The organism is Acidovorax temperans (assembly GCF_028596105.1).
GTDB lineage: Bacteria > Pseudomonadota > Gammaproteobacteria > Burkholderiales > Burkholderiaceae_C > Acidovorax > Acidovorax temperans.
Genome location: NZ_CP117193.1, coordinates 954182 through 972599, shown reverse-complemented (window position 1 = coordinate 972599; position 18418 = coordinate 954182). Strand labels below are relative to the sequence as shown.

Annotated in this window: 19 protein-coding genes and 1 tRNA gene; 8 read left to right on the top strand and 12 right to left on the bottom strand. The window is 58.3% G+C overall.

The genetic code is table 11. The features are described 5' to 3' along the window. Positions 1-14 precede the first annotated feature (14 nt). The 12 genes from nuoF to rpsO all read right to left on the bottom strand — a co-directional run bounded on the left by nuoF (position 15) and on the right by rpsO (position 9831). Positions 15-1370, bottom strand: coding sequence for an NADH-quinone oxidoreductase subunit NuoF (nuoF, locus tag PQV96_RS04555; RefSeq protein ID WP_273624727.1), 1356 nt, complete (start codon positions 1368-1370; stop codon positions 15-17). Next, complete coding sequence (gene nuoE, locus PQV96_RS04550; protein WP_207374627.1) at positions 1370-1858, bottom strand: NADH-quinone oxidoreductase subunit NuoE; 489 nt, start codon at positions 1856-1858, stop codon at positions 1370-1372. Before nuoE ends, nuoF begins: the two co-directional genes overlap by 1 nt. Next, complete coding sequence (locus PQV96_RS04545; RefSeq protein WP_273624726.1) at positions 1855-3108, bottom strand: NADH-quinone oxidoreductase subunit D; 1254 nt, start codon at positions 3106-3108, stop codon at positions 1855-1857. Before PQV96_RS04545 ends, nuoE begins: the two co-directional genes overlap by 4 nt. 26 nt (positions 3109-3134) lie before the next feature. Next, positions 3135-3743 carry an NADH-quinone oxidoreductase subunit C gene (locus tag PQV96_RS04540; RefSeq protein ID WP_207374628.1) on the bottom strand — a complete coding sequence of 203 codons (609 nt, stop codon included), beginning with the start codon at positions 3741-3743 and terminating at the stop codon, positions 3135-3137. A gap of 10 nt (positions 3744-3753) precedes the next feature. Beyond that, the gene (locus tag PQV96_RS04535; protein ID WP_273624725.1) at positions 3754-4233 is read right to left on the bottom strand and encodes a NuoB/complex I 20 kDa subunit family protein; all 480 of its coding nucleotides are present in this window, start codon (positions 4231-4233) and stop codon (positions 3754-3756) included. 25 nt (positions 4234-4258) lie between these two features. Next, positions 4259-4618 carry an NADH-quinone oxidoreductase subunit A gene (locus tag PQV96_RS04530; protein ID WP_044401345.1) on the bottom strand — a complete coding sequence of 120 codons (360 nt, stop codon included), beginning with the start codon at positions 4616-4618 and terminating at the stop codon, positions 4259-4261. A gap of 68 nt (positions 4619-4686) precedes the next feature. Next, positions 4687-4771: transfer RNA gene (locus PQV96_RS04525), tRNA-Leu, on the bottom strand. 116 nt (positions 4772-4887) lie between these two features. Further along, entirely contained in the window at positions 4888-5256 is a 369-nt protein-coding gene (gene secG, locus PQV96_RS04520) for a preprotein translocase subunit SecG (protein ID WP_207374630.1), read from the bottom strand. Between the two features lie 35 nt (positions 5257-5291). Continuing rightward, complete coding sequence (gene tpiA, locus PQV96_RS04515; RefSeq protein WP_207374631.1) at positions 5292-6035, bottom strand: triose-phosphate isomerase; 744 nt, start codon at positions 6033-6035, stop codon at positions 5292-5294. 2 nt (positions 6036-6037) lie between these two features. Next, on the bottom strand, positions 6038-7024 hold the full coding sequence (locus PQV96_RS04510; protein WP_142082524.1) for an NAD(P)H-quinone oxidoreductase: 987 nt from the start codon (positions 7022-7024) through the stop codon (positions 6038-6040). Between the two features lie 128 nt (positions 7025-7152). Continuing rightward, a complete protein-coding gene (gene pnp, locus PQV96_RS04505) occupies positions 7153-9357 on the bottom strand; it encodes a polyribonucleotide nucleotidyltransferase (protein WP_273624724.1) in 2205 nt (734 codons plus the stop codon). 207 nt (positions 9358-9564) lie between these two features. Continuing rightward, positions 9565-9831 carry a 30S ribosomal protein S15 gene (rpsO, locus tag PQV96_RS04500; RefSeq protein ID WP_005793232.1) on the bottom strand — a complete coding sequence of 89 codons (267 nt, stop codon included), beginning with the start codon at positions 9829-9831 and terminating at the stop codon, positions 9565-9567. Between the two features lie 270 nt (positions 9832-10101). Between rpsO and PQV96_RS04495 the strand changes: the two genes are divergently transcribed. The 8 genes from PQV96_RS04495 to PQV96_RS04460 all read left to right on the top strand — a co-directional run bounded on the left by PQV96_RS04495 (position 10102) and on the right by PQV96_RS04460 (position 18396). After that, a complete protein-coding gene (locus PQV96_RS04495; protein WP_066694770.1) occupies positions 10102-10383 on the top strand; it encodes a hypothetical protein in 282 nt (93 codons plus the stop codon). Positions 10384-10478: 95 nt separating this feature from the next. After that, positions 10479-11108, top strand: a complete 630-nt coding sequence (locus PQV96_RS04490; protein ID WP_082758721.1) for a GspH/FimT family pseudopilin — start codon at positions 10479-10481, stop codon at positions 11106-11108. Positions 11109-11126: 18 nt separating this feature from the next. Further along, positions 11127-11714 (top strand): GspH/FimT family pseudopilin, encoded by a 588-nt coding sequence (locus tag PQV96_RS04485; RefSeq protein WP_273624723.1) that lies wholly within the window; start codon positions 11127-11129, stop codon positions 11712-11714. Next, the gene (gene pilV / locus PQV96_RS04480) at positions 11702-12373 is read left to right on the top strand and encodes a type IV pilus modification protein PilV (protein ID WP_273624722.1); all 672 of its coding nucleotides are present in this window, start codon (positions 11702-11704) and stop codon (positions 12371-12373) included. The genes PQV96_RS04485 and pilV overlap by 13 nt, the downstream gene beginning before the upstream one ends. Positions 12374-12435: 62 nt before the next feature. Then, entirely contained in the window at positions 12436-13314 is an 879-nt protein-coding gene (locus PQV96_RS04475; protein WP_273624721.1) for a PilW family protein, read from the top strand. 35 nt (positions 13315-13349) lie between these two features. After that, entirely contained in the window at positions 13350-14159 is an 810-nt protein-coding gene (locus PQV96_RS04470) for a pilus assembly PilX family protein (protein ID WP_273624720.1), read from the top strand. Positions 14160-14255: 96 nt separating this feature from the next. After that, on the top strand, positions 14256-17960 hold the full coding sequence (locus PQV96_RS04465; RefSeq protein ID WP_273624719.1) for a pilus assembly protein: 3705 nt from the start codon (positions 14256-14258) through the stop codon (positions 17958-17960). Between the two features lie 7 nt (positions 17961-17967). After that, entirely contained in the window at positions 17968-18396 is a 429-nt protein-coding gene (locus PQV96_RS04460) for a type IV pilin protein (protein ID WP_142081743.1), read from the top strand. Positions 18397-18418 lie beyond the last annotated feature (22 nt).

Sequence of the window (18418 nt, the reverse complement as noted above, 5' to 3'; positions counted from 1 at the left end):
ATTTGTTCTCGCAATCAGGCGGATGCGGCAGCTTGCGAGCCTTTGTTCCGGATCAATGCCTCAAACTCAGGACGGAAATGCTTCAGCATGGCGCGCACAGGCATTGCTGCGGCATCACCCAAAGCACAAATTGTTCGCCCCTGGATGTTGTCGGCAACAGAGTTGAGCAAGTCGAGATCGCCATCACGGCCTTGCCCATGCTGAATGCGGTCGATCACACGCCACATCCAGCCTGTGCCTTCGCGGCAAGGCGTGCATTGGCCACAGGATTCGTGCGAATAGAAATACGACAGGCGCAGCAGGCTTTCCACCATGCTCCGCGAATCGTCCATGACGATCACGGCGCCAGAACCCAACATCGACCCTGCTTTGGCGATGGAGTCATAGTCCATCGTGCATTCCATGATGATGGAAGCAGGCAGCACGGGGGAAGAGGAGCCACCAGGAATCACAGCCTTGAGTTGACGCCCCTTACGAACGCCACCCGCCAGCTCCAGCAATTTGGAGAAGGGGGTTCCCAAGGGAATCTCGTAGTTTCCAGGCCTCTCAACATCGCCCGACACCGAGAAAATCTTGGTACCGCCGTTGTTTGGCTTGCCACATTCCAAGTAGGCTGCGCCGCCGTTTCGGATAATCCATGGCACCGCGGCAAATGTCTCGGTGTTATTGATCGTGGTCGGCTTGCCGTACAAACCAAAACTCGCAGGAAACGGAGGCTTGAAGCGTGGCTGGCCCTTCTTGCCTTCCAGGGACTCCAACAACGCAGTTTCTTCTCCGCAGATGTAAGCCCCAAAACCGTGGGCCGCATGCAGCTGGAAGCTGAAGTTGCTTCCCATGATGCTGTCACCCAAATAGCCCGCCGCCCGCGCCTCTTCCAGCGCCGCCTCAAAGCGTTCGTAAGACTGGAAAATTTCACCGTGAATGTAGTTGTAACCCACGCTGATGCCCATCGCATAGGCGGCAATGATCATGCCTTCAATCACGATATGCGGATTGAATTGCAGGATATCGCGGTCTTTGCAAGTTCCAGGCTCACCCTCATCCGAGTTGCAAACCAAATACTTCTGACCAGGGAAAGAGCGCGGCATGAAGCTCCACTTGAGCCCCGTAGGAAAGCCTGCGCCCCCACGACCACGCAAGCCGGACTCTTTGACCGTTGCGATGACTTGATCCTGTGTCAAGCCCTCTCCGCCATCCTTACCCAGAATGCGACGAAGTGCTTGGTAGCCACCGCGAGCCTCGTAATCCTTGATGCTCCAGTTACTGCCATTCAGTCCTGCATAAATTTGCGGATTGATGTGGCGATCATGGAAACAGGTCTGAACACCTGTCGCCTTGAATTGCGAAAGAATTTCTGCGGCAGTGGTCATTACTTACCCTCCGCTGCGCGCAAACCGTCCACCAACTGGTCTAGCTTGTCGTTGTCCATAAAACTGCACATAGTGCGGTCATTCACCAGCATCACTGGCGCATCGGCACAAGCGCCCAGGCACTCGCACTGCTGCAAAGTGAACAAACCATCCGCAGTCGTCTCGCCCATGGACACACCGAGCTTTTGCTCCAGATGGTGCAGGGCCTTTTGACCATCACGCAGTTGGCATGGCAGATTGGTGCAGACATTGAGCTTGTACTTGCCAACAGGTTGCTGGTTGTACATGTTGTAGAAGGTCGTGACTTCATGCACCGCAATCTGGGGCATGCCCAGGTAGTCGGCGATCACGGCTTCGCTCTCGGCGCTCACATAGCCTTGCTCTTGCTGCACGATGGAAAGGCAAGCCATTACCGCAGACTGCTTCTGGTCTGCCGGGTACTTTGCCACCTCGCGCGCGAATCGCGCCAACGTCGCTTCGGTAATCATCGGTCAATTTCTCCGAACACGATATCCATGGTGCCAATGATCGCCACCGCATCGGCAATCATGTGTCCCCGAGCCATTTCATCCAGCGTAGCCAAGTGCGCAAAACCAGGAGCGCGGATCTTTAAACGATAGGGCTTATTCGCGCCATCGCTCACCAAGTAGATACCAAACTCTCCCTTGGGATGCTCCACCGCTGCATAGGCTTCGCCTTCAGGCACGTGAAAACCTTCGGTGAACAGCTTGAAATGGTGAATCAACTCCTCCATGTGGGACTTCATGGATTCGCGCGAAGGGGCGGCAACTTTGTGGTTGTCAGTGATGACCGGCCCAGGGTTGGCGCGCAACCAATCCACGCATTGCTTGATGATGCGATTGGACTCGCGCATTTCCTGCACGCGAACCAGATATCGGTCGTAGCAGTCACCCCTCTTGCCGACTGGGATATCAAAATCGACTCGATCGTAGGCATCGTAGGGCTGAGTCTTGCGCAAATCCCAAGCGATACCAGAGCCACGTAGCATGGGCCCTGTCATGCCCAGATTCAAAGCACGTTCAGGCTTCACGACCCCGATACCCACCGTACGCTGTTTCCAGATACGGTTGTCAGTCAGGAGAGTTTCGTACTCATCCACGCAACCTGGGAAGCGCTTCGTGAAATCATCGATGAAGTCCAGCAAAGAACCTTGGCGATTCTGATTCATCGCCTCCAGCGCTTTGGCGTTCTTGATCTTGCTGACTTTGTACTGGGGCATGGTATCGGGAAGATCCCGGTACACACCACCCGGACGGAAGTACGCAGCATGCATGCGCGCGCCGGAAACCGCCTCGTACATATCAAAAAGATCCTCACGTTCACGGAACGTGTAGATCAGGATGGTGGAGCTGCCACAGTCATTACCATGGGAGCCGAGCCACATCAGGTGATTAAGCAAACGCGTGATTTCCGAGAACATTACACGGATGTACTGCGCACGCACAGGCACCTCAATGCCGAGCAACTTTTCGATGGCCAGGCAATACGCGTGCTCATTGCTCATCATGGACACATAGTCCAGACGATCCATGTATGGCAAAGACTGGATGAACGTCTTGTGTTCCGCCAGTTTCTCAGTCGCGCGGTGGAGCAGGCCAATGTGCGGGTCAGCACGCTGAACAACCTCACCGTCCAGCTCCAGCACCAAACGCAACACGCCGTGCGCCGCAGGATGCTGGGGTCCAAAATTCAGGGAATAATTTTTGATTTCAGCCATGATGATTCACATGAGCGCAAAGCAGCTCAGTGCAGGCCTCCGTACTTGTCTTCGCGAATGATGCGAGGCGTGATCTCACGCGGCTCGATAGATACAGGCTCGTAAACCACGCGGCGTTGCTCGGCGTCGTACCGCATCTCCACATGGCCAGACAAAGGGAAATCCTTGCGGAAGGGGTGGCCGATAAACCCGTAGTCGGTCAAGATGCGACGCAGGTCATTGTGACCATCGAACACGATACCAAACAGATCAAAAGCCTCGCGCTCGTACCAGTTGGCAGAGTTCCACAACTCAGCCACCGATGCCACCATTGGAAAATCGTCATCAGCACAGAACACCTTGACGCGTACACGCTGGTTCAGACTGACCGACAAGAGATGGGAGACCACTGCATATCGCGGGCCTTCTTGAACGGCATCTGCGTAGGTGGAATAGTCCACACCACACAGGTCAATCAACTGCTCAAATTTGCATGCATCCGAGTCACGCAAGACACGCATGGACTCCAGGTAGTCCGCAGCAGCTACCGTCACCGTCACCTCATCCAAGGCGAGCGTGACCTGACGGGCCTTAGCACCCAAGGCCGCGGCAATGTTCTTTTTGAGCTCTTCAGGCCGAATGGCTACAGCAGTCATCATCAACCCTTCAAGCGCGAGCGATCGCATTGGTGCGGCGGATTTTTTGCTGCAACTGGATGATCCCATAAATCAGCGCTTCCGCTGTTGGAGGACAGCCAGGCACATAAACATCCACAGGCACGATGCGATCACAGCCACGCACCACCGAATAACTGTAGTGGTAGTAGCCACCACCATTGGCACACGAGCCCATGGAGAGCACCCAGCGCGGCTCGGACATCTGGTCATACACCTTGCGCAGCGCGGGAGCCATCTTGTTGCAGAGGGTTCCAGCAACGATCATCAAGTCCGACTGGCGAGGGCTGGCACGAAACACCTCCGCGCCAAAGCGACCAATGTCATAACGTGCAGCGGCGGCGTGCATCATTTCCACCGCACAACAGGCCAAGCCAAACGTCATGGGCCACAAAGAACCGGTCTTGGCCCAATTCACCACCGAGTCATAACTCGTGGTGATAAAGCCTTCCTTCATCACGCCTTCAATCATCGCACTCGTCCTTGTTGAAGCTCGATCATTCCCAATCCAACGCGCCTTTTTTCCACTCGTAGGCAAAGCCCACAACCAGAATAGCCAGGAAGATTGAGACCGCTACGAAGCCTGTCATTCCCACCTCATGCAGGGTCACCGCCCAGGGAAAGAGGAATGCAATTTCCAGATCAAACAGAATGAACAAAATGGCTACCAGGTAGTAGCGCACGTCAAACTTCATGCGAGCATCTTCAAACGCTTCGAAGCCGCATTCATAAGGGGAGTTTTTGGCTGCATCTGGGCGATTAGGGCCCAACACATAACCAAGCACCAAGGGGACAACGCCTACGGCAATGCCAACCAAGATGAACAAAAGGACGGGGAGGTACTGATCGAGGTTCATCGTGAGGATGCTCACCGCTGTAGCCAAACCTGCGGGACTTGTACAAGTGCACAGGCTGGCTTTTGTTTTGGTGCCGTCGGCGAGACTCGAACTCGCACAGCTTTCGCCACTACCCCCTCAAGATAGCGTGTCTACCAATTTCACCACGACGGCTGATGTTGCATGTTTGGATGGCATGAGGAACCGCGAGGGTTTTAGCTTTCCAAACAATCCAGAATTCTACCCCGGAAAACCCTCGATAGGCATCAGGGTAGCCAATTTAGTGCAGATTATTTGGATGGAATCTGGGCTGCACCAGAAGCTGGAGCGACAGGGGCAACAGGCACCGCATCAGCAGCACTTCCAGAGGCAGGGATGACGGCGGCTGGGGTTTCCAGAACACTGCCCGAGCTGGCCGGGCGCGAATTGCCAAAGTAGGCCAGCGCCAGGGTCGTGATGAAAAACACGGCTGCCAGCACGGCGGTCGTACGGGAAAGGAAGTTGGCGCTTCCGCTGGCACCAAACAAGCTGCCGGACGAGCCGCTACCGAACGCAGCACCCATGTCTGCCCCCTTGCCGTGCTGCACCAGAATCAAACCGATCATTCCCAAGGCAGCCAAGATTTGTACAGCCAGGATCACGTTCACCAAAACACTCATGTTCACTCCTAAATTAATAGCTATTAGCGCTCAGCTCATTGGGCTGCAGCGATGATCTTGAGAAAATCTTCCGCCTTCAACGAGGCGCCTCCCACGAGGCCGCCATCAATGTCTGGCTGAGCAAGCAATTCGGCAGCATTCGCCGCGTTCATGCTGCCGCCGTAAAGCACGCGAACACGATCCGCGTGAGGAGTGGCTGCCGTCAACTGCGCACGCAGCACAGCATGTACTTGCTGCGCCTGCTCAGGCGAAGCAGTACGACCCGTGCCAATGGCCCACACAGGCTCGTAGGCCACCACGATTTCGCTGATGCAATGGCCATTCACATGGATCACGGCAGCCAGCTGGCGCTTGACTACAGAATCCGTCTGACCAGCCTCCCGCTCTTGCAGAGTCTCGCCCACACACACGATGGGCGTGATGCCGGATGCCAAGGCCTGGCGGGCTTTTTCTGCAACGACCGCATCCGTTTCACCATGGTACTGACGACGCTCAGAGTGCCCCACCAGCGCGTAACGAACGCCGAAATCCTTCAACATCGCCGCCGACACTTCACCGGTATAAGCCCCAGAAGCAAAGGCCGAGACATCTTGCGCACCCAATGCGATGTTGGCACCGGACAGCAACCCCTGGACTTGCGCCAAATAGGGAGAAGGCACCGCCACAGCCACATCGCAAGCAGGCGTTCCAAGCCCTGCAAGGAGCCCCTTGACCAGAGCTTCGTTGGCAGCAAGGCTGCCATTCATCTTCCAGTTGCCTGCGATCAGTTTCTTTTTCATGTTTACCACGTCAAAACAATCTTGCCAGTGTGTTGATTGGATTCCATCAATGCATGAGCAGCCGCAGCATCACCCGCATCAAAGGTCTGGTAGATGACAGGACGAACCTTACCCTGCTCAATGAGCGGCCAGACCTGGGAACGGAGGGACTGCGCTATGGCGGTCTTGAACTCTACAGACCTGGGTCGCAGGGTAGAGCCCGTGATGGTGAGTCGGCGGCGCAGCACAAGCCCCGCACTGAAAGAGCTCTTCACCCCGCCCTGCACGGCAATGATGACCAGCCGCCCATCTTCAGCGAGGCACTCCACCTCACGCGCCACATAGTCACCGGCGACCATGTCCAGCACCACATCCACGCCACGCCCATTGGTGATTCGCTGGACTTCTGCCACAAAGTCCTGTGTCTTGTAGTTGATGGCATACGAGGCACCCAGCTCAATGCACGCTGCGCATTTTTCGTCGCTGCCCGCCGTAACAATCACAGTGGCGCCCCACGCACGGGCCAGCTGGATGGCAGTCACACCGATCCCGCTGCTCCCGCCTTGCACTAGGAGAAACTCACCCGCTTGCAGACGCCCTCGATCGAAGACATTGCTCCACACGGTGAAGAATGTTTCCGGCAGAGAAGCCGCTTCGATGTCATTGAGCCCCGCAGGAACCGGCAGGCACTGCCCGACGGGCGCGACACACCACTGCGCATACCCACCGCCAGCCACCAAGGCGCAGACCCGGTCGCCCACCTTCAAACCTGCAGACGCCATAGCCTGTGTGTCGCCGGCCTCAATCACGCCAGCGACCTCCAGGCCAGGCAAGTCAGACGCACCCGGCGGCGGAGCATAGTGCCCCGCGCGCTGCAATACGTCAGGCCTGTTGATTCCGCTCGCCGCCACACGGATCAACAATTCACCCACACCCGGCTGGGGCACAGGCCGCTGCCCGAGGCGGAGCACGTCGGGCGCACCGAAGGACGAAATCTCCACAGCACGCATCAAACGTTCGGTCATAAGTCTCTGCTCTTTAAAGCAATTTAAGCTGCCAGCGCTTATGGGTAAAGCGCTGGCAGCTACAAATTCAATAGCAATTTAATCCACTAGCGGGCCGGCAGACCCGCCGGACCTTATTGCTGTTGCTGCTGTTGCTGGTCAGCCGACTGGCGACCACCTTCTCGGCTTTGGCGTGGCTCACGCTCGCCGCGCTCTGCAGGCGCAGGGCGATCGCTACCACCAGCAGGACGCTCTGCCAGCGCCTTCATCGACAGTTTGATACGACCCTTTTCGTCGGTTTCCATGACCTTGACCTTGACGATCTGGCCTTCTGCCAAGTAGTCCGACACCCTCTCGACGCGCTCGTGGGCGATCTGGCTGATGTGCAGCAGACCGTCCTTGCCGGGCAGCAGGTTGATCAGCGCGCCGAAATCCAGAATCTTGGTGACAGGGCCTTCGTACACCTTGCCAATTTCCACCTCGGCCGTGATCTGCTCGATGCGGCGCTTGGCTTCGTCAGCCTTGGCGGCCTCGGTCGCAGCGATGGTGATGGTGCCGTCTTCCTCGATGTTGATCTGGCAGCCGGTTTCTTCGGTCAGCGCACGAATCACGGCGCCGCCCTTGCCGATCACGTCACGGATCTTCTCGGGGTTGATCTTCATGGTGTACAGCTTGGGCGCGAAGTTCGACACTTCGGCCTTGGCCTCACCCATGGCTTCTTGCATCTTGCCCAGGATGTGCATGCGCGCTTCCTTGGCCTGGGCCAGTGCCACCTGCATGATTTCCTTGGTGATGCCCTGGATCTTGATGTCCATCTGCAAGGCCGTGATACCACCCGTGGTACCCGCCACCTTAAAGTCCATGTCGCCCAGGTGATCTTCATCACCCAGGATGTCGGTCAGCACGGCGAAACGGTTGGCGTCCTTGATCAGGCCCATGGCGATACCGGCCACGTGCGCCTTCATGGGCACGCCGGCATCCATCAGCGACAGGCAGCCGCCGCACACCGAAGCCATCGACGAGGAGCCGTTGGACTCAGTGATTTCCGACACCACACGCATGGTGTAGGGGAATTCTTCCTTGGTTGGCAACACGGCCACGAGAGCACGCTTGGCCAGACGGCCATGGCCGATTTCGCGGCGCTTGGTTGAGCCCATGCGGCCCACTTCGCCGGTGGCGAAGGGAGGCATGTTGTAGTGCATCATGAAGCGGTCTTCGTACTCGCCAGCCAGCGCGTCGATGCGCTGTGCATCACGCTCGGTGCCCAGTGTGGTCACGACCAGCGCCTGGGTTTCGCCACGCGTGAACAGGGCCGAGCCGTGGGCGCGGGGCAGCACGCTGTTGCGGATTTCGATGGGGCGCACAGTGCGCGTATCGCGGCCGTCGATGCGGGGTTCGCCCGCCAGGATCTGGCTACGCACGATGCTGGCTTCGATGTCGAACAGCATGCCTTCGACCTTGACGGAGTCGAACTCCACGCCGTCAGCCTTCAGGCCAGCCATCACAGCGACATAGGCTTCACGGCAGGCTTGGGTACGGGCTTGCTTGTTGCGGATCTGGTAGGCAGCGCGCAGCTTGTCGTCGGCCAATGCGACCACCTTGGCGATCAGGGCTTCGTCCTTGGCAGGCGCTTCCCACTGCCACACAGGCTTGCCCGCGTCGCGCACCAGTTCGTGGATGGCGTTGATGGCCACATTGCCTTGCTCGTGACCGAACACCACGGCGCCCAGCATGATTTCTTCGGACAGTTGCTGGGCTTCGGACTCCACCATCAGCACAGCGGCTTCGGTGCCCGCCACCACCAAGTCCATCTGCGAGTTCTTGCGCGCAGTCTGGCCGGGGTTCAGCACGTATTCGCCGTTGATGTAACCCACGCGGGCCGCACCGATAGGGCCGTTGAACGGGATACCAGAGATGGCCAGGGCTGCGCTGGTGGCGATCAGGGCGGCGATGTCAGCGTCCACTTCGGGGTTCAACGAGATCGTGTGGACCACCACATGCACTTCATTGAAGAAACCTTCGGGGAACAGCGGGCGGATCGGACGGTCGATCAGGCGGCTGGTCAGGGTTTCGTGTTCGCTGGGCTTGGCTTCGCGCTTGAAGAAGCTGCCGGGGATCTTGCCAGCGGCATACGTCTTCTCGATGTAGTCCACCGTCAGCGGGAAAAAGTCCTGACCAGGCTTGGCAGACTTGGAAGCAACGACAGTGGCCAACACCACGGTGTCGTCAATGTTCACCAGCACGGCGCCGGAGGCTTGGCGAGCGATCTCGCCCGTTTCCATGATGACGGTCTTGTCGCCCCACTGGAAAGACTTCGTGACTTTGTTGAAAATGCTCATTATTAGCTCCTAATTTAATAGCTGGTAGCGCTTTACCAGCTTGGTCTGGAGCGGAATTCAGAACACGATGCCATTCCAGCGAGACTGCCCTATTGGCAGCAAATGCAATCTCGTTGGAATGACACAGCTTCGCTCTGTTTTGCCACTCCGAAGTAAAAAACGCCTGAGCTAGCGAACTAACCCAGGCGTTTTTGCATGCAATAACAATTACTTGCGCAGACCCAACTTGGCGATCAGCGCGGTGTAACGGTCAGCGTCCTTGGCCTTGAGGTAGTCCAGCAGCTTGCGACGACGGCTGACCATACGCAGCAAGCCACGACGACCGTGGTGGTCCTTGGCGTGGGTCTTGAAGTGAGGAGTCAGTTCGTTGATGCGTGCAGTCAGCAAAGCGACTTGCACTTCTGGGCTACCAGTGTCGTTGGCAGCGCGGGCGTTGGCCTTGACAACTTCGGCCTTGATGGAGGATGCGATCATGATTTTCCTTTGTGAGCCTCGAGAGTGAAGCCTGTTTACTTGCGCCAGAAGCTGGAACGTCTACTGGCGTGCGTCTTGCACCATGCAAAACAGACCCATTATAGCGCCCACCCTCTTTGTTGCCTTTGGCCACCGCAAAGAAGAACGCGGCCACCCCGCTTCTACGGGATTCTTCGTGGTTGGCGGCAATGGCGCGCGTGGCAGGATGGCGCTGCACGCCATAGCGCCCGCCCAGAGCACTTGCAATCAACCCATTTCATCGAGCACCCTATGCCGCCCTTTGACGCTACCGCCCGCCCCCACCACCGATTCGGTGCCCTGCTGACCATCAGCCTTGCCTCGTGCCTGCTGGCCAATCCCAGCGCAGCAGACGCTGAACAACCTAAACGCAACAAGGCCGACACCAGCGAATCGGCCAAAAAGAAAGGTACGACCAAAGTCACCTCTCAACGCAGCTCGTCTGAAGAGAGCCGCGCGGAGCGGGATCGCCGCTTGTACCGCGAGTGCAAAGGCATGCACAACGCCGGCGCCTGCCAGGGCTACACGCGCTAACCCGTCAGCCAGCAAGGCCACCGCTCGTCCTTAATGCAGCGCCATCAGTCAGGGCACGGTGGAAGTGCCAAAGCGGCATCGTTAGCATTGCCCCCATGCAATCGTCCACCACTTCCTGCGCTCGCGGTGCCCACCCTCGGTGGGGTGTGTCACATGCCAGCCGCGGAGTTACCGCCATAGAGCTGATGGTGGTCGTAGCCATCATCGCCGTGCTAGCAGCCTTGGCAGGGCCCAGCCTTACCCCTCTGATTGAACGCTGGCGGGTCCGGGACGCAGCTGAAACCCTGACATCCTCCCTCTACTACGCTCGTTCCGAAGCCATCAAACGCGGCGGCAATATCATCATCATCAAAAGCCCCAACAGCGGCGCTTGCACCACGGCCGACGGAAACACGCAATGGGGCTGCGGCTGGCGCATTTTTTTTGACGCCAACGGCAACCGTGCCCAAGACACCTGCGTACCCGCTAACACTCCAAATGAGTGCGACCTGCAGGTCACCGCAGCCCCCACACGGCTGACGATCACCCTGACCAGCAGCACCGGCAGCCTCTCCTTCGACCGCTGGGGTATGCAGTCCCACACCGATGCAGCAGACTCCACGCCCGACGATCTGACCTTCAAGCTCATGCCCTACGGCAAAACTGCGAGCGATGCCAGCGCAGCAACCCTCTGCGCAGTTCGCGGCGGCCGCATCGTGCGCAAGAAGGGCTCCGACACCTGCTGAGCACCCCACGGCACAACCATGGCACATGACCATCTCACACCTTCGCACGCCATGCAGGCGGCTCGCCCCACAATGCAGGGCTTCACGGCCATCGAACTGATGGTCGTGGTGAGCATCATTGCTGTTCTCGCAGCCCTGGCAGGCCCCTCCTTTACCCAGATGATCGAAAGCTGGCGCGTGCGCGATGCCACGGAATCCCTGCGCTCAACGCTGCTTTTTGCCCGCTCCGAAGCCATCAAACGCGGCGGCCAAATCGCCATCCACAAGCTGCCCAACAACACCAACGGCTGCACCAGTGCCACTGGCAACCGCGATTGGGATTGCGGCTGGATCGTCTGCCACGACACCAACAACAGTGGCACCTGTACCAGCACCGAGCCTGTACTGCAGCGCATCGAAACCCCCGCCAAAGTGCAAGTGACCCGCACCGGCGGCAGCGTCAGTATCAAGCTCAACCGCTGGGGCTTGGTCGATGGCACCTGGCTGGGCTTCAACCTGGTGCCCTACGACAAATCCACAACCCACCCAGGCGCACGCGGCGTCTGCATGAGCTCGGGTGGACGCATCCGCATTCTTCTCCCTGAGGCCATTCCATGCACCGGCTAACACATTTCAACCCCGCTGCAGCCCGACGCCAGCACGGCATCAGCCTGATCGAATCGCTCGTCGCCATCGTCGTCATGGCGCTGGGAATTCTGGGCATTCTGGGTGTGCAGATGCGCACCCTCACCGACACATCCACCACCGTACGCCGCGCCCAAGCCATCCGTCTGATTGAGGATCTGAGCGAACGCATGAGGGTCAGCCCCAACGCGCTGCTGAGCATCACAGATTACGAGTCTGGTTACAGCGAAAAGGGCAGCGCACTGACCGCCTCCGACTGCGCTAACACGGCCTGCACCCCGGCCCAGCAGGCCAAGTACGACCTGAAACAATGGAAAACAACGGTGGAACAAACCCTTCCGGGCGGGCAGGCGAGCATCTTTCTCGCGCCAGGCGAAACCGTTGATGCCAATCGCCGCCAGCTCGGCGTCATGATTGCCTGGCGCGAAAACGAGCGTGATATCACCGACTCAGACGATAAAAAAATCTACAAGAACAACATAGATACCACCAAGATTAAGGTTGGTGATGAGTGGAAAGAAGCTGGAGGAGACACCACGTGCCCCACCGACAAAACCTGCCACCTGCAATACCTCCCGGTCGCGGCCCGCTGTGCGCCCTACGACAACGGCAGTGGCACCAAGGCGCTTTACTGCTCGTAATGAAAGCTCTGCATGAGCTCAAAAACCATAGCATTTAACGCTGATTTGGCAAGCTCCAAACCATGAAAACTCTCCAAACACCCCTCCGTCAAAGCGGCGTGACACTGATTGAACTGATGGTTGGCTTGGCCATCGGCCTGCTGGTCGTCGCGGTCGCCATGGGCGCACTGATGGTTTCGCGTGGCATCTCTGGCACCGTCAGCGACGCCAGCGGCATACAGCAACAGGGCGCCTACATCCTGCGGGTGGTCAGTCAGCAACTGCGCCAGACCGGCTCGCTCTATCTGAACCCTGACCCAGTTGGAGGTAACAGCACCGACGTGTTGAGCCCTGTGGCTTTTGAAATCATGGCCCGTGCATCTGACGTCACACAAAGTTTTAGGCAGGAAGACACGCTTGTGGGCGGTGACAACACCGTGACCACCAGATTCAGGCGCTACCAGGACAACGTTTTTCTGGCTGACAACGCTACAAGCACCACCATCGGCACCGACTTTCTGGCCCGGAACTGTGTGGGCGCACCGGGCAACAGCAGCACCGATCAGCGGGTCGAAAGCATCTTCACCTTTGACAGCACTAAAAACGAACTGCAATGCGGCGGCAATGGCACCGCTGCACAGCCGATCGCGCAAAACGTTGCGCAGTTCCAGGTCACCTACATGGTGCAAACAACCGATGCTGCCGGAAACACGACCGTGCAATACACCAAGGGCAGCGACATGCCCGCCGCCGCCACCGACCCCACATGGCGTCGTGTGCAGGGCGTGCAGGTCTGCCTGGTGCTCTATGGCAGCGAGCCCATCGACATGCCTGCAGGCAGCAGCTACACCGACTGCGCGGGCACCAGTGTCAACATGACCACCCTCACCGGCGAACGCAAGAACCGCATGCACCTGCTGTTCCGCAACACCTATCAGTTGCGCAGCCAGGGGCTGCTCTGATGCGCACCCCCACAGAACACCGCAAAAAGGCAACCATGCCCCACCCACTGCGCCCCGCCGCCCCCCGCCCCCCCGCCGACTGCGGGCACGGGCAACCCCTGCCAACCGTTGCCGTGCGCCAGCGGGGTGTGGCACTGTTTGTCGTCATCGTCTTCGTTATGCTCTCGATGCTGCTGGCGCTGTGGGCGTCGCGCACCTCACTGTTCAACGAGATGGTGGTGGGGAACGACGCGGACTACCAACGCGCCTTCGAGGCGGCCCAGGCGCTGTTGCAAGACGCAGAACTCGACATCCGTGGCGAAATGGCTGATGGCACTGTATGCGCCGCGCATCCATGCCGCGCTTACACCAACGGGGCGCTGCAGTTTCCGGGCGACACCAACGAAATCAACCCTTTGATAACCAAGCTCGAAGGCGAAACCACGCGCTGCAAGGATGGCCTTTGCGCGCGGCGTGTGGGCCGGCAAGACTTCTGGAACTACAAAACAGCAGACACGCCCATCAAACCGGCCGCCAACACGGCCTTGGGAGAAGTGCCGCTTTCCGACCTCATGGCCGTGGGTGCCCGCTACGGCCAGTTCACCGGCGCACAACTGGGCAGCAGCACAGCGCCCGCCAACCCCATCCTCGCCGACCCTGATGCGGGACGGTACTGGATCGAAATCATGCGCTACAGCGACACCGCCAAAAGCGCCAACGTCATCGTGGACGCCTCCAGCAGCCAATTGCCGCTAAACCTTGATGTGTACGTCGTCTTCCGCATCACGGCCGTCGCCGTCGGGCGCAAGCCCGGCACCACCGTCGTGCTGCAGGAAACCTATGCCCGGCAACGGACGAAAGATTGAAACCTTGCGCCAGATTGCTATGAATTTAATAGCAATTTACCTAGACGCAACAGGTGTTTTAGTCCATTTTGCATCTACCCCTTGAAGGAGCACGCTATGCCCCGCAACCCAAGCCTCCCCTTCCGCAAGAACCTGCTGGCCATCGCCATGGGCGCCGCCCTGACCCCCACCTGGGCGCTGGAACTGGTACAGGAGCCGCCGCTGCCCACGTCCAAATCAGCCTTTGTGGCACCGAATGTGATTATTTCGGTGGATGATTCAGGGAGTATGAATTTCGGCGTTAAAACCGACTACACGGTCCCGGATACTACTGGACCGGGATACTCCGTGCCTGACAGCAACGGAAAGTGGAAAGACGATGCCAGACGCGTCAATGTTTTGAAATATGCGCTGAAAGAAGTTTTCAGCAACAAAAATTTAATACCAGAGAACAAACTGCGGATTGCCTGGCAATCCATGAACAAAGGAACTCAAAAAAATGTCAACGCTGCGGGTATGGTCATCAACTCCATGCGCCCCATTGATGCGGTCGTAGGGACTAATAAGGTACATCGCGACAATTTCCTTGCTTTTATCAATGGGTTGGCACCGGGCAGCGGCACCCCCTTGCATCGGCTTCCCAGCCAAGCAGACGCCTACATGCGGCGCGCGCTCAACAGCAGCAGCCCATGGGCTACCGACCCTGGTGGAACCGGCAGCAAAGCCACAGAATATCTGGGGTGCCGCCGTAATTACCACATCCTGATGACCGACGGTCGCTGGAACGGCACGGTTTCCGGCGGTATCCAGGATGGCACTGATTGGCCAGCACTGGGCGACCGGCAGGCGTACAGCACCACATCCAACCAGACAAAAATCTATTACGACGATTATTCCGATACGATTTCCGACTGGGCATTCAGAAGCTGGATGGATCCTTTACAAAATTCTGCAAGCTTGAAAGATTCAGACAAGCTCAAACCATCCAAAATTTATGAAGAGGCACCGGCAACAGAATTATTTACCGCAACCAGAGATAAATTCAAATATGTAACGATCTCTGGATCCGGTAAAAGAGCCAAGTGCGAAGCGTTGCCTGGGGAGTGGAACAGCGTTACAGATCTGTGCAAAGTTAAAGATGGTACCGAAACAAAATCGGTAAATTTACAGAAATATTGGAATCCAAAATACAACCCTGCGACGTGGCCGCACATGGTCACTTACACGATTGGCTTCAGTAATGACGCCGTGACTTGGCCGGGGGCCAGCAACATCGTTGGGCCCACATCGCAGGTTCCGTTTGGCTATGACAAAGGCTTCATCGATCTGGTTACCGGCTTTGAAACCTGGCCCGCCATGGATAGTGAAGAGAAGCGTGCGCTCGATTTGTGGCATGGTGCCATTAATGGCCGTGGCCGCTTTTATGCGGTCTCGGAAGCCGAAGACCTTGCCAAGGCTTTCACCGAGATCATCGGCAAAATCAACGAAGAAAGCGTGCCCCTGCCCGATGAAATCGCTGGCGGCGGCAGCACCAGCGGCTACAACGTCTCGCAAAGCAATGCGGGCATTTTTGCATCGACCTACAGCCCGAAAAGGGGTTGGAGTGGCTCGATTACAGCCACGCGTGCCATTGAGCCGGAGGAGTATGCCTGCCCTACTAAAGCCGACCCCAATCTCAAGTGCATACGTTTCCCAGACACCATCGCCGGCTGGCAAGGAAAGTCCACAGCCGACCGGCTTGACGAGGCTTGGCCTGCGGACGGCGCCGTGGACACCCGGCTGGTTCTGAGTTGGAGCGACGGCACGAATCAAGGCATCCCGTTTAAATGGACTTCCAGCGATGCCATCGGTTACAGCACGGCGCAACAGCTCGCGCTGCTCGGTGAAACTTCGGGCGACACCACGCTGGACCCACTGAAAACCAAAGGCATCAACATCGTCAACTACATCCGGGGCGACCGGAGGCTGGAAGGCACCACCACCGACAAGCCGCTGCGCGTGCGCTATAGCCGACAGGGGGATGTGGTCAACTCCGAAATTTGGTACACGGGGCGTCCATCCAGCAACTATGGGATGGGCTATTCAAGCTTTGTGACAGCTCAGAAAAACCGCACGCCCATGCTGTATGTGGGTGGCAACGACGGTATGCTGCACGGGTTCTCGGCCAAGGATGGCAAGGAGCTGATTGCCTATGTCCCACGTGGCGTGGTAAGCGGGCTCAAAGACCTGACCGACAAGGACTACCAGCACCGCTACTACGTCGATGGATCTCCCATGACCGGCGACATCAAGGACGGCAGCGCCTGGAAGACCCTGCTGGTGGGCACGCTGGGCGCCGGCGGCAAAGGCTACTTTTTGCTGAATGTGACCGACCCCGACGGCTTTGGCACGGCCAGTGCATCGACATTGGTGGTGCTGGATCGCACCCGCGGCAACAGCGAGACCGCTCCCAACTGCAGCGGGCTCACGGGTGCGGCAAAAGCCGCGTGTGACACCGCGGTGGAAGAAAACAAAGACATCGGCAACATCACCGCCCAGCCTGGACGCAACCCCGCCAACAAGCAAGAGGCCACGCAAATCACGCGCCTGAACAACGGCCGCTGGGCTGTGGTGATGGGCAATGGCTACAACAGCACCAATCAGCGCCCGGTGTTGCTGGTGCAGTACCTTGATGGCGACAAGAAGCTCGTGCGCATTCAGGCGACAACCGATGTCACAGATCCGAAAGTCCCGAACAACGCCAGTGACAACGGCCTGGCATCACCCGCTCTGGTGGATCTTGATGGCGATGGCAAGACCGATGTGGTCTATGCGGGCGACAACCTGGGCAACCTCTGGAAGTTCGACCTGACCAGCACCGATGAGGCCCAATGGAAAGTGGCCTTTGGCGGCATTGACAAAAACAATCCAGGCAGCGGCAAACCGCTGTTCACCGCACGCGGCCCCGCCACGCTGACCAGCACCACGCGCGACAAGGTGCAACCCATCACAGCCCCACCCATCGTTCGCCCCAACGACCGCAGCATGACCGTGGGCACAGGCACCAGCGCCAAGACGTTGCCTGTCGGCGGCATGATGGTTGCCTTCGGTACGGGCCGCAACCTCACAGCCACCGACCGTCGCACTGACATTACGCAGCCGGTGCAAACGCTGTATTCGGTGCTGGACAACACCCGCTATCGCATGAAGACGGACAAGTCCTCACTGGAAGTCCACCCCGGCGCAGGCGACTGCAGCAGCGCACCCGCCACCTGCATACCCACCCCCGCGCAGGTGGGCACCATCGCCGACGATGGCAAACCCCTGGCCAAGCAAACCATCACCACAGTGTCTGGCGACGACGCCACCGTGACCGCCACCGAGGAGCTGAAAAAAGAAACCTGGAAAGACTACAAGGGCTGGTATGTGGACTTGCCGTTCAAAGGTGAGCGACTACTCAAACCCATGCAGTTCTATGATGGCAGCAATATTCTTGCGGTCTATAGCGAATCGCCCTCGGGCACCAAAAACAGCGAGAGCGACAACATCAACGAAAGTTGCGTGCCGGTGAAAGTGGACACCAGTGCGGGCAGCCAGTTCCGCACGTTTGTCAACATCATGGATGGCAAGCGCCCCACGGTCCAGCTGGTGGACACCGACAACAACGGCATCTACAACTCTGCAGACAACAACGTCAACCGAGTGGCGGTGAAGACCGGTACACCAGTCCTGATCACCAAACGCGACCGCATTCAGGATCTCACTGGGGGTGGAGGCGCGCGCGACACCCTGAACCGCATGCCCGAACAATCCATGCGCCCCAGCTGGCGCCAACTGAAGTGAAAAAACAATGACTCGTCATCCGCAGAAAGCGCAGCTTGGGTTCACCCTCATAGAGCTCATGATCGTGGTGGCCATCGTCGGGATTCTCTCGGCGGTCGCCTACCCTAGCTATACCGAATACGTCCGGCGCGGGCACCGTGCGGATGCGCGCGCAGGGCTGTTGCAGGCACAGCAATGGCTGGAGCGAGCCGCTACCGCCACAGGTGCCTATCCGACGGAGTTACCTGCCACGCTGACCTGGGCCAACGACTCCACCAAGCGCTACACCATCTCTATTGGCGGCCCTGCTACCACATCCACTTTTACGCTAACGGCCACCCCCAGAGGCGCCCAGGTGGGCGACAAGTGCGGCAATTTCACCGTGACCCATACGGGCTTACGTGGTGCCAAGGGCGTTACCACGGGTGATATCGTGACTGAATGCTGGAGCAAATAGCCACTGCGCTACCATCGACGGC

What these genes read in the sequence shown, in the direction of transcription:
- secG (WP_207374630.1), bottom strand. Translation starts at nt 5,256, where the DNA reads ATGAGTGTTTTGGTGAACGTGATCCTGGCTGTACAAATCTTGGCTGCC.
- PQV96_RS04495 (WP_066694770.1), top strand. Translation starts at nt 10,102, where the DNA reads ATGCCGCCCTTTGACGCTACCGCCCGCCCCCACCACCGATTCGGTGCC.
- pnp (WP_273624724.1), bottom strand. Translation starts at nt 9,357, where the DNA reads ATGAGCATTTTCAACAAAGTCACGAAGTCTTTCCAGTGGGGCGACAAG.
- PQV96_RS04535 (WP_273624725.1), bottom strand. Translation starts at nt 4,233, where the DNA reads ATGATTGAAGGCGTGATGAAGGAAGGCTTTATCACCACGAGTTATGAC.
- PQV96_RS04510 (WP_142082524.1), bottom strand. Translation starts at nt 7,024, where the DNA reads ATGCGTGCTGTGGAGATTTCGTCCTTCGGTGCGCCCGACGTGCTCCGC.
- PQV96_RS04485 (WP_273624723.1), top strand. Translation starts at nt 11,127, where the DNA reads ATGGCACATGACCATCTCACACCTTCGCACGCCATGCAGGCGGCTCGC.
- pilV (WP_273624722.1), top strand. Translation starts at nt 11,702, where the DNA reads ATGCACCGGCTAACACATTTCAACCCCGCTGCAGCCCGACGCCAGCAC.
- nuoF (WP_273624727.1), bottom strand. Translation starts at nt 1,370, where the DNA reads ATGACCACTGCCGCAGAAATTCTTTCGCAATTCAAGGCGACAGGTGTT.
- nuoE (WP_207374627.1), bottom strand. Translation starts at nt 1,858, where the DNA reads ATGATTACCGAAGCGACGTTGGCGCGATTCGCGCGCGAGGTGGCAAAG.
- rpsO (WP_005793232.1), bottom strand. Translation starts at nt 9,831, where the DNA reads ATGATCGCATCCTCCATCAAGGCCGAAGTTGTCAAGGCCAACGCCCGC.
- PQV96_RS04545 (WP_273624726.1), bottom strand. Translation starts at nt 3,108, where the DNA reads ATGGCTGAAATCAAAAATTATTCCCTGAATTTTGGACCCCAGCATCCT.
- PQV96_RS04475 (WP_273624721.1), top strand. Translation starts at nt 12,436, where the DNA reads ATGAAAACTCTCCAAACACCCCTCCGTCAAAGCGGCGTGACACTGATT.
- PQV96_RS04465 (WP_273624719.1), top strand. Translation starts at nt 14,256, where the DNA reads ATGCCCCGCAACCCAAGCCTCCCCTTCCGCAAGAACCTGCTGGCCATC.
- PQV96_RS04460 (WP_142081743.1), top strand. Translation starts at nt 17,968, where the DNA reads ATGACTCGTCATCCGCAGAAAGCGCAGCTTGGGTTCACCCTCATAGAG.
- PQV96_RS04540 (WP_207374628.1), bottom strand. Translation starts at nt 3,743, where the DNA reads ATGACTGCTGTAGCCATTCGGCCTGAAGAGCTCAAAAAGAACATTGCC.
- PQV96_RS04490 (WP_082758721.1), top strand. Translation starts at nt 10,479, where the DNA reads ATGCAATCGTCCACCACTTCCTGCGCTCGCGGTGCCCACCCTCGGTGG.
- PQV96_RS04530 (WP_044401345.1), bottom strand. Translation starts at nt 4,618, where the DNA reads ATGAACCTCGATCAGTACCTCCCCGTCCTTTTGTTCATCTTGGTTGGC.
- PQV96_RS04470 (WP_273624720.1), top strand. Translation starts at nt 13,350, where the DNA reads ATGCCCCACCCACTGCGCCCCGCCGCCCCCCGCCCCCCCGCCGACTGC.
- tpiA (WP_207374631.1), bottom strand. Translation starts at nt 6,035, where the DNA reads ATGAAAAAGAAACTGATCGCAGGCAACTGGAAGATGAATGGCAGCCTT.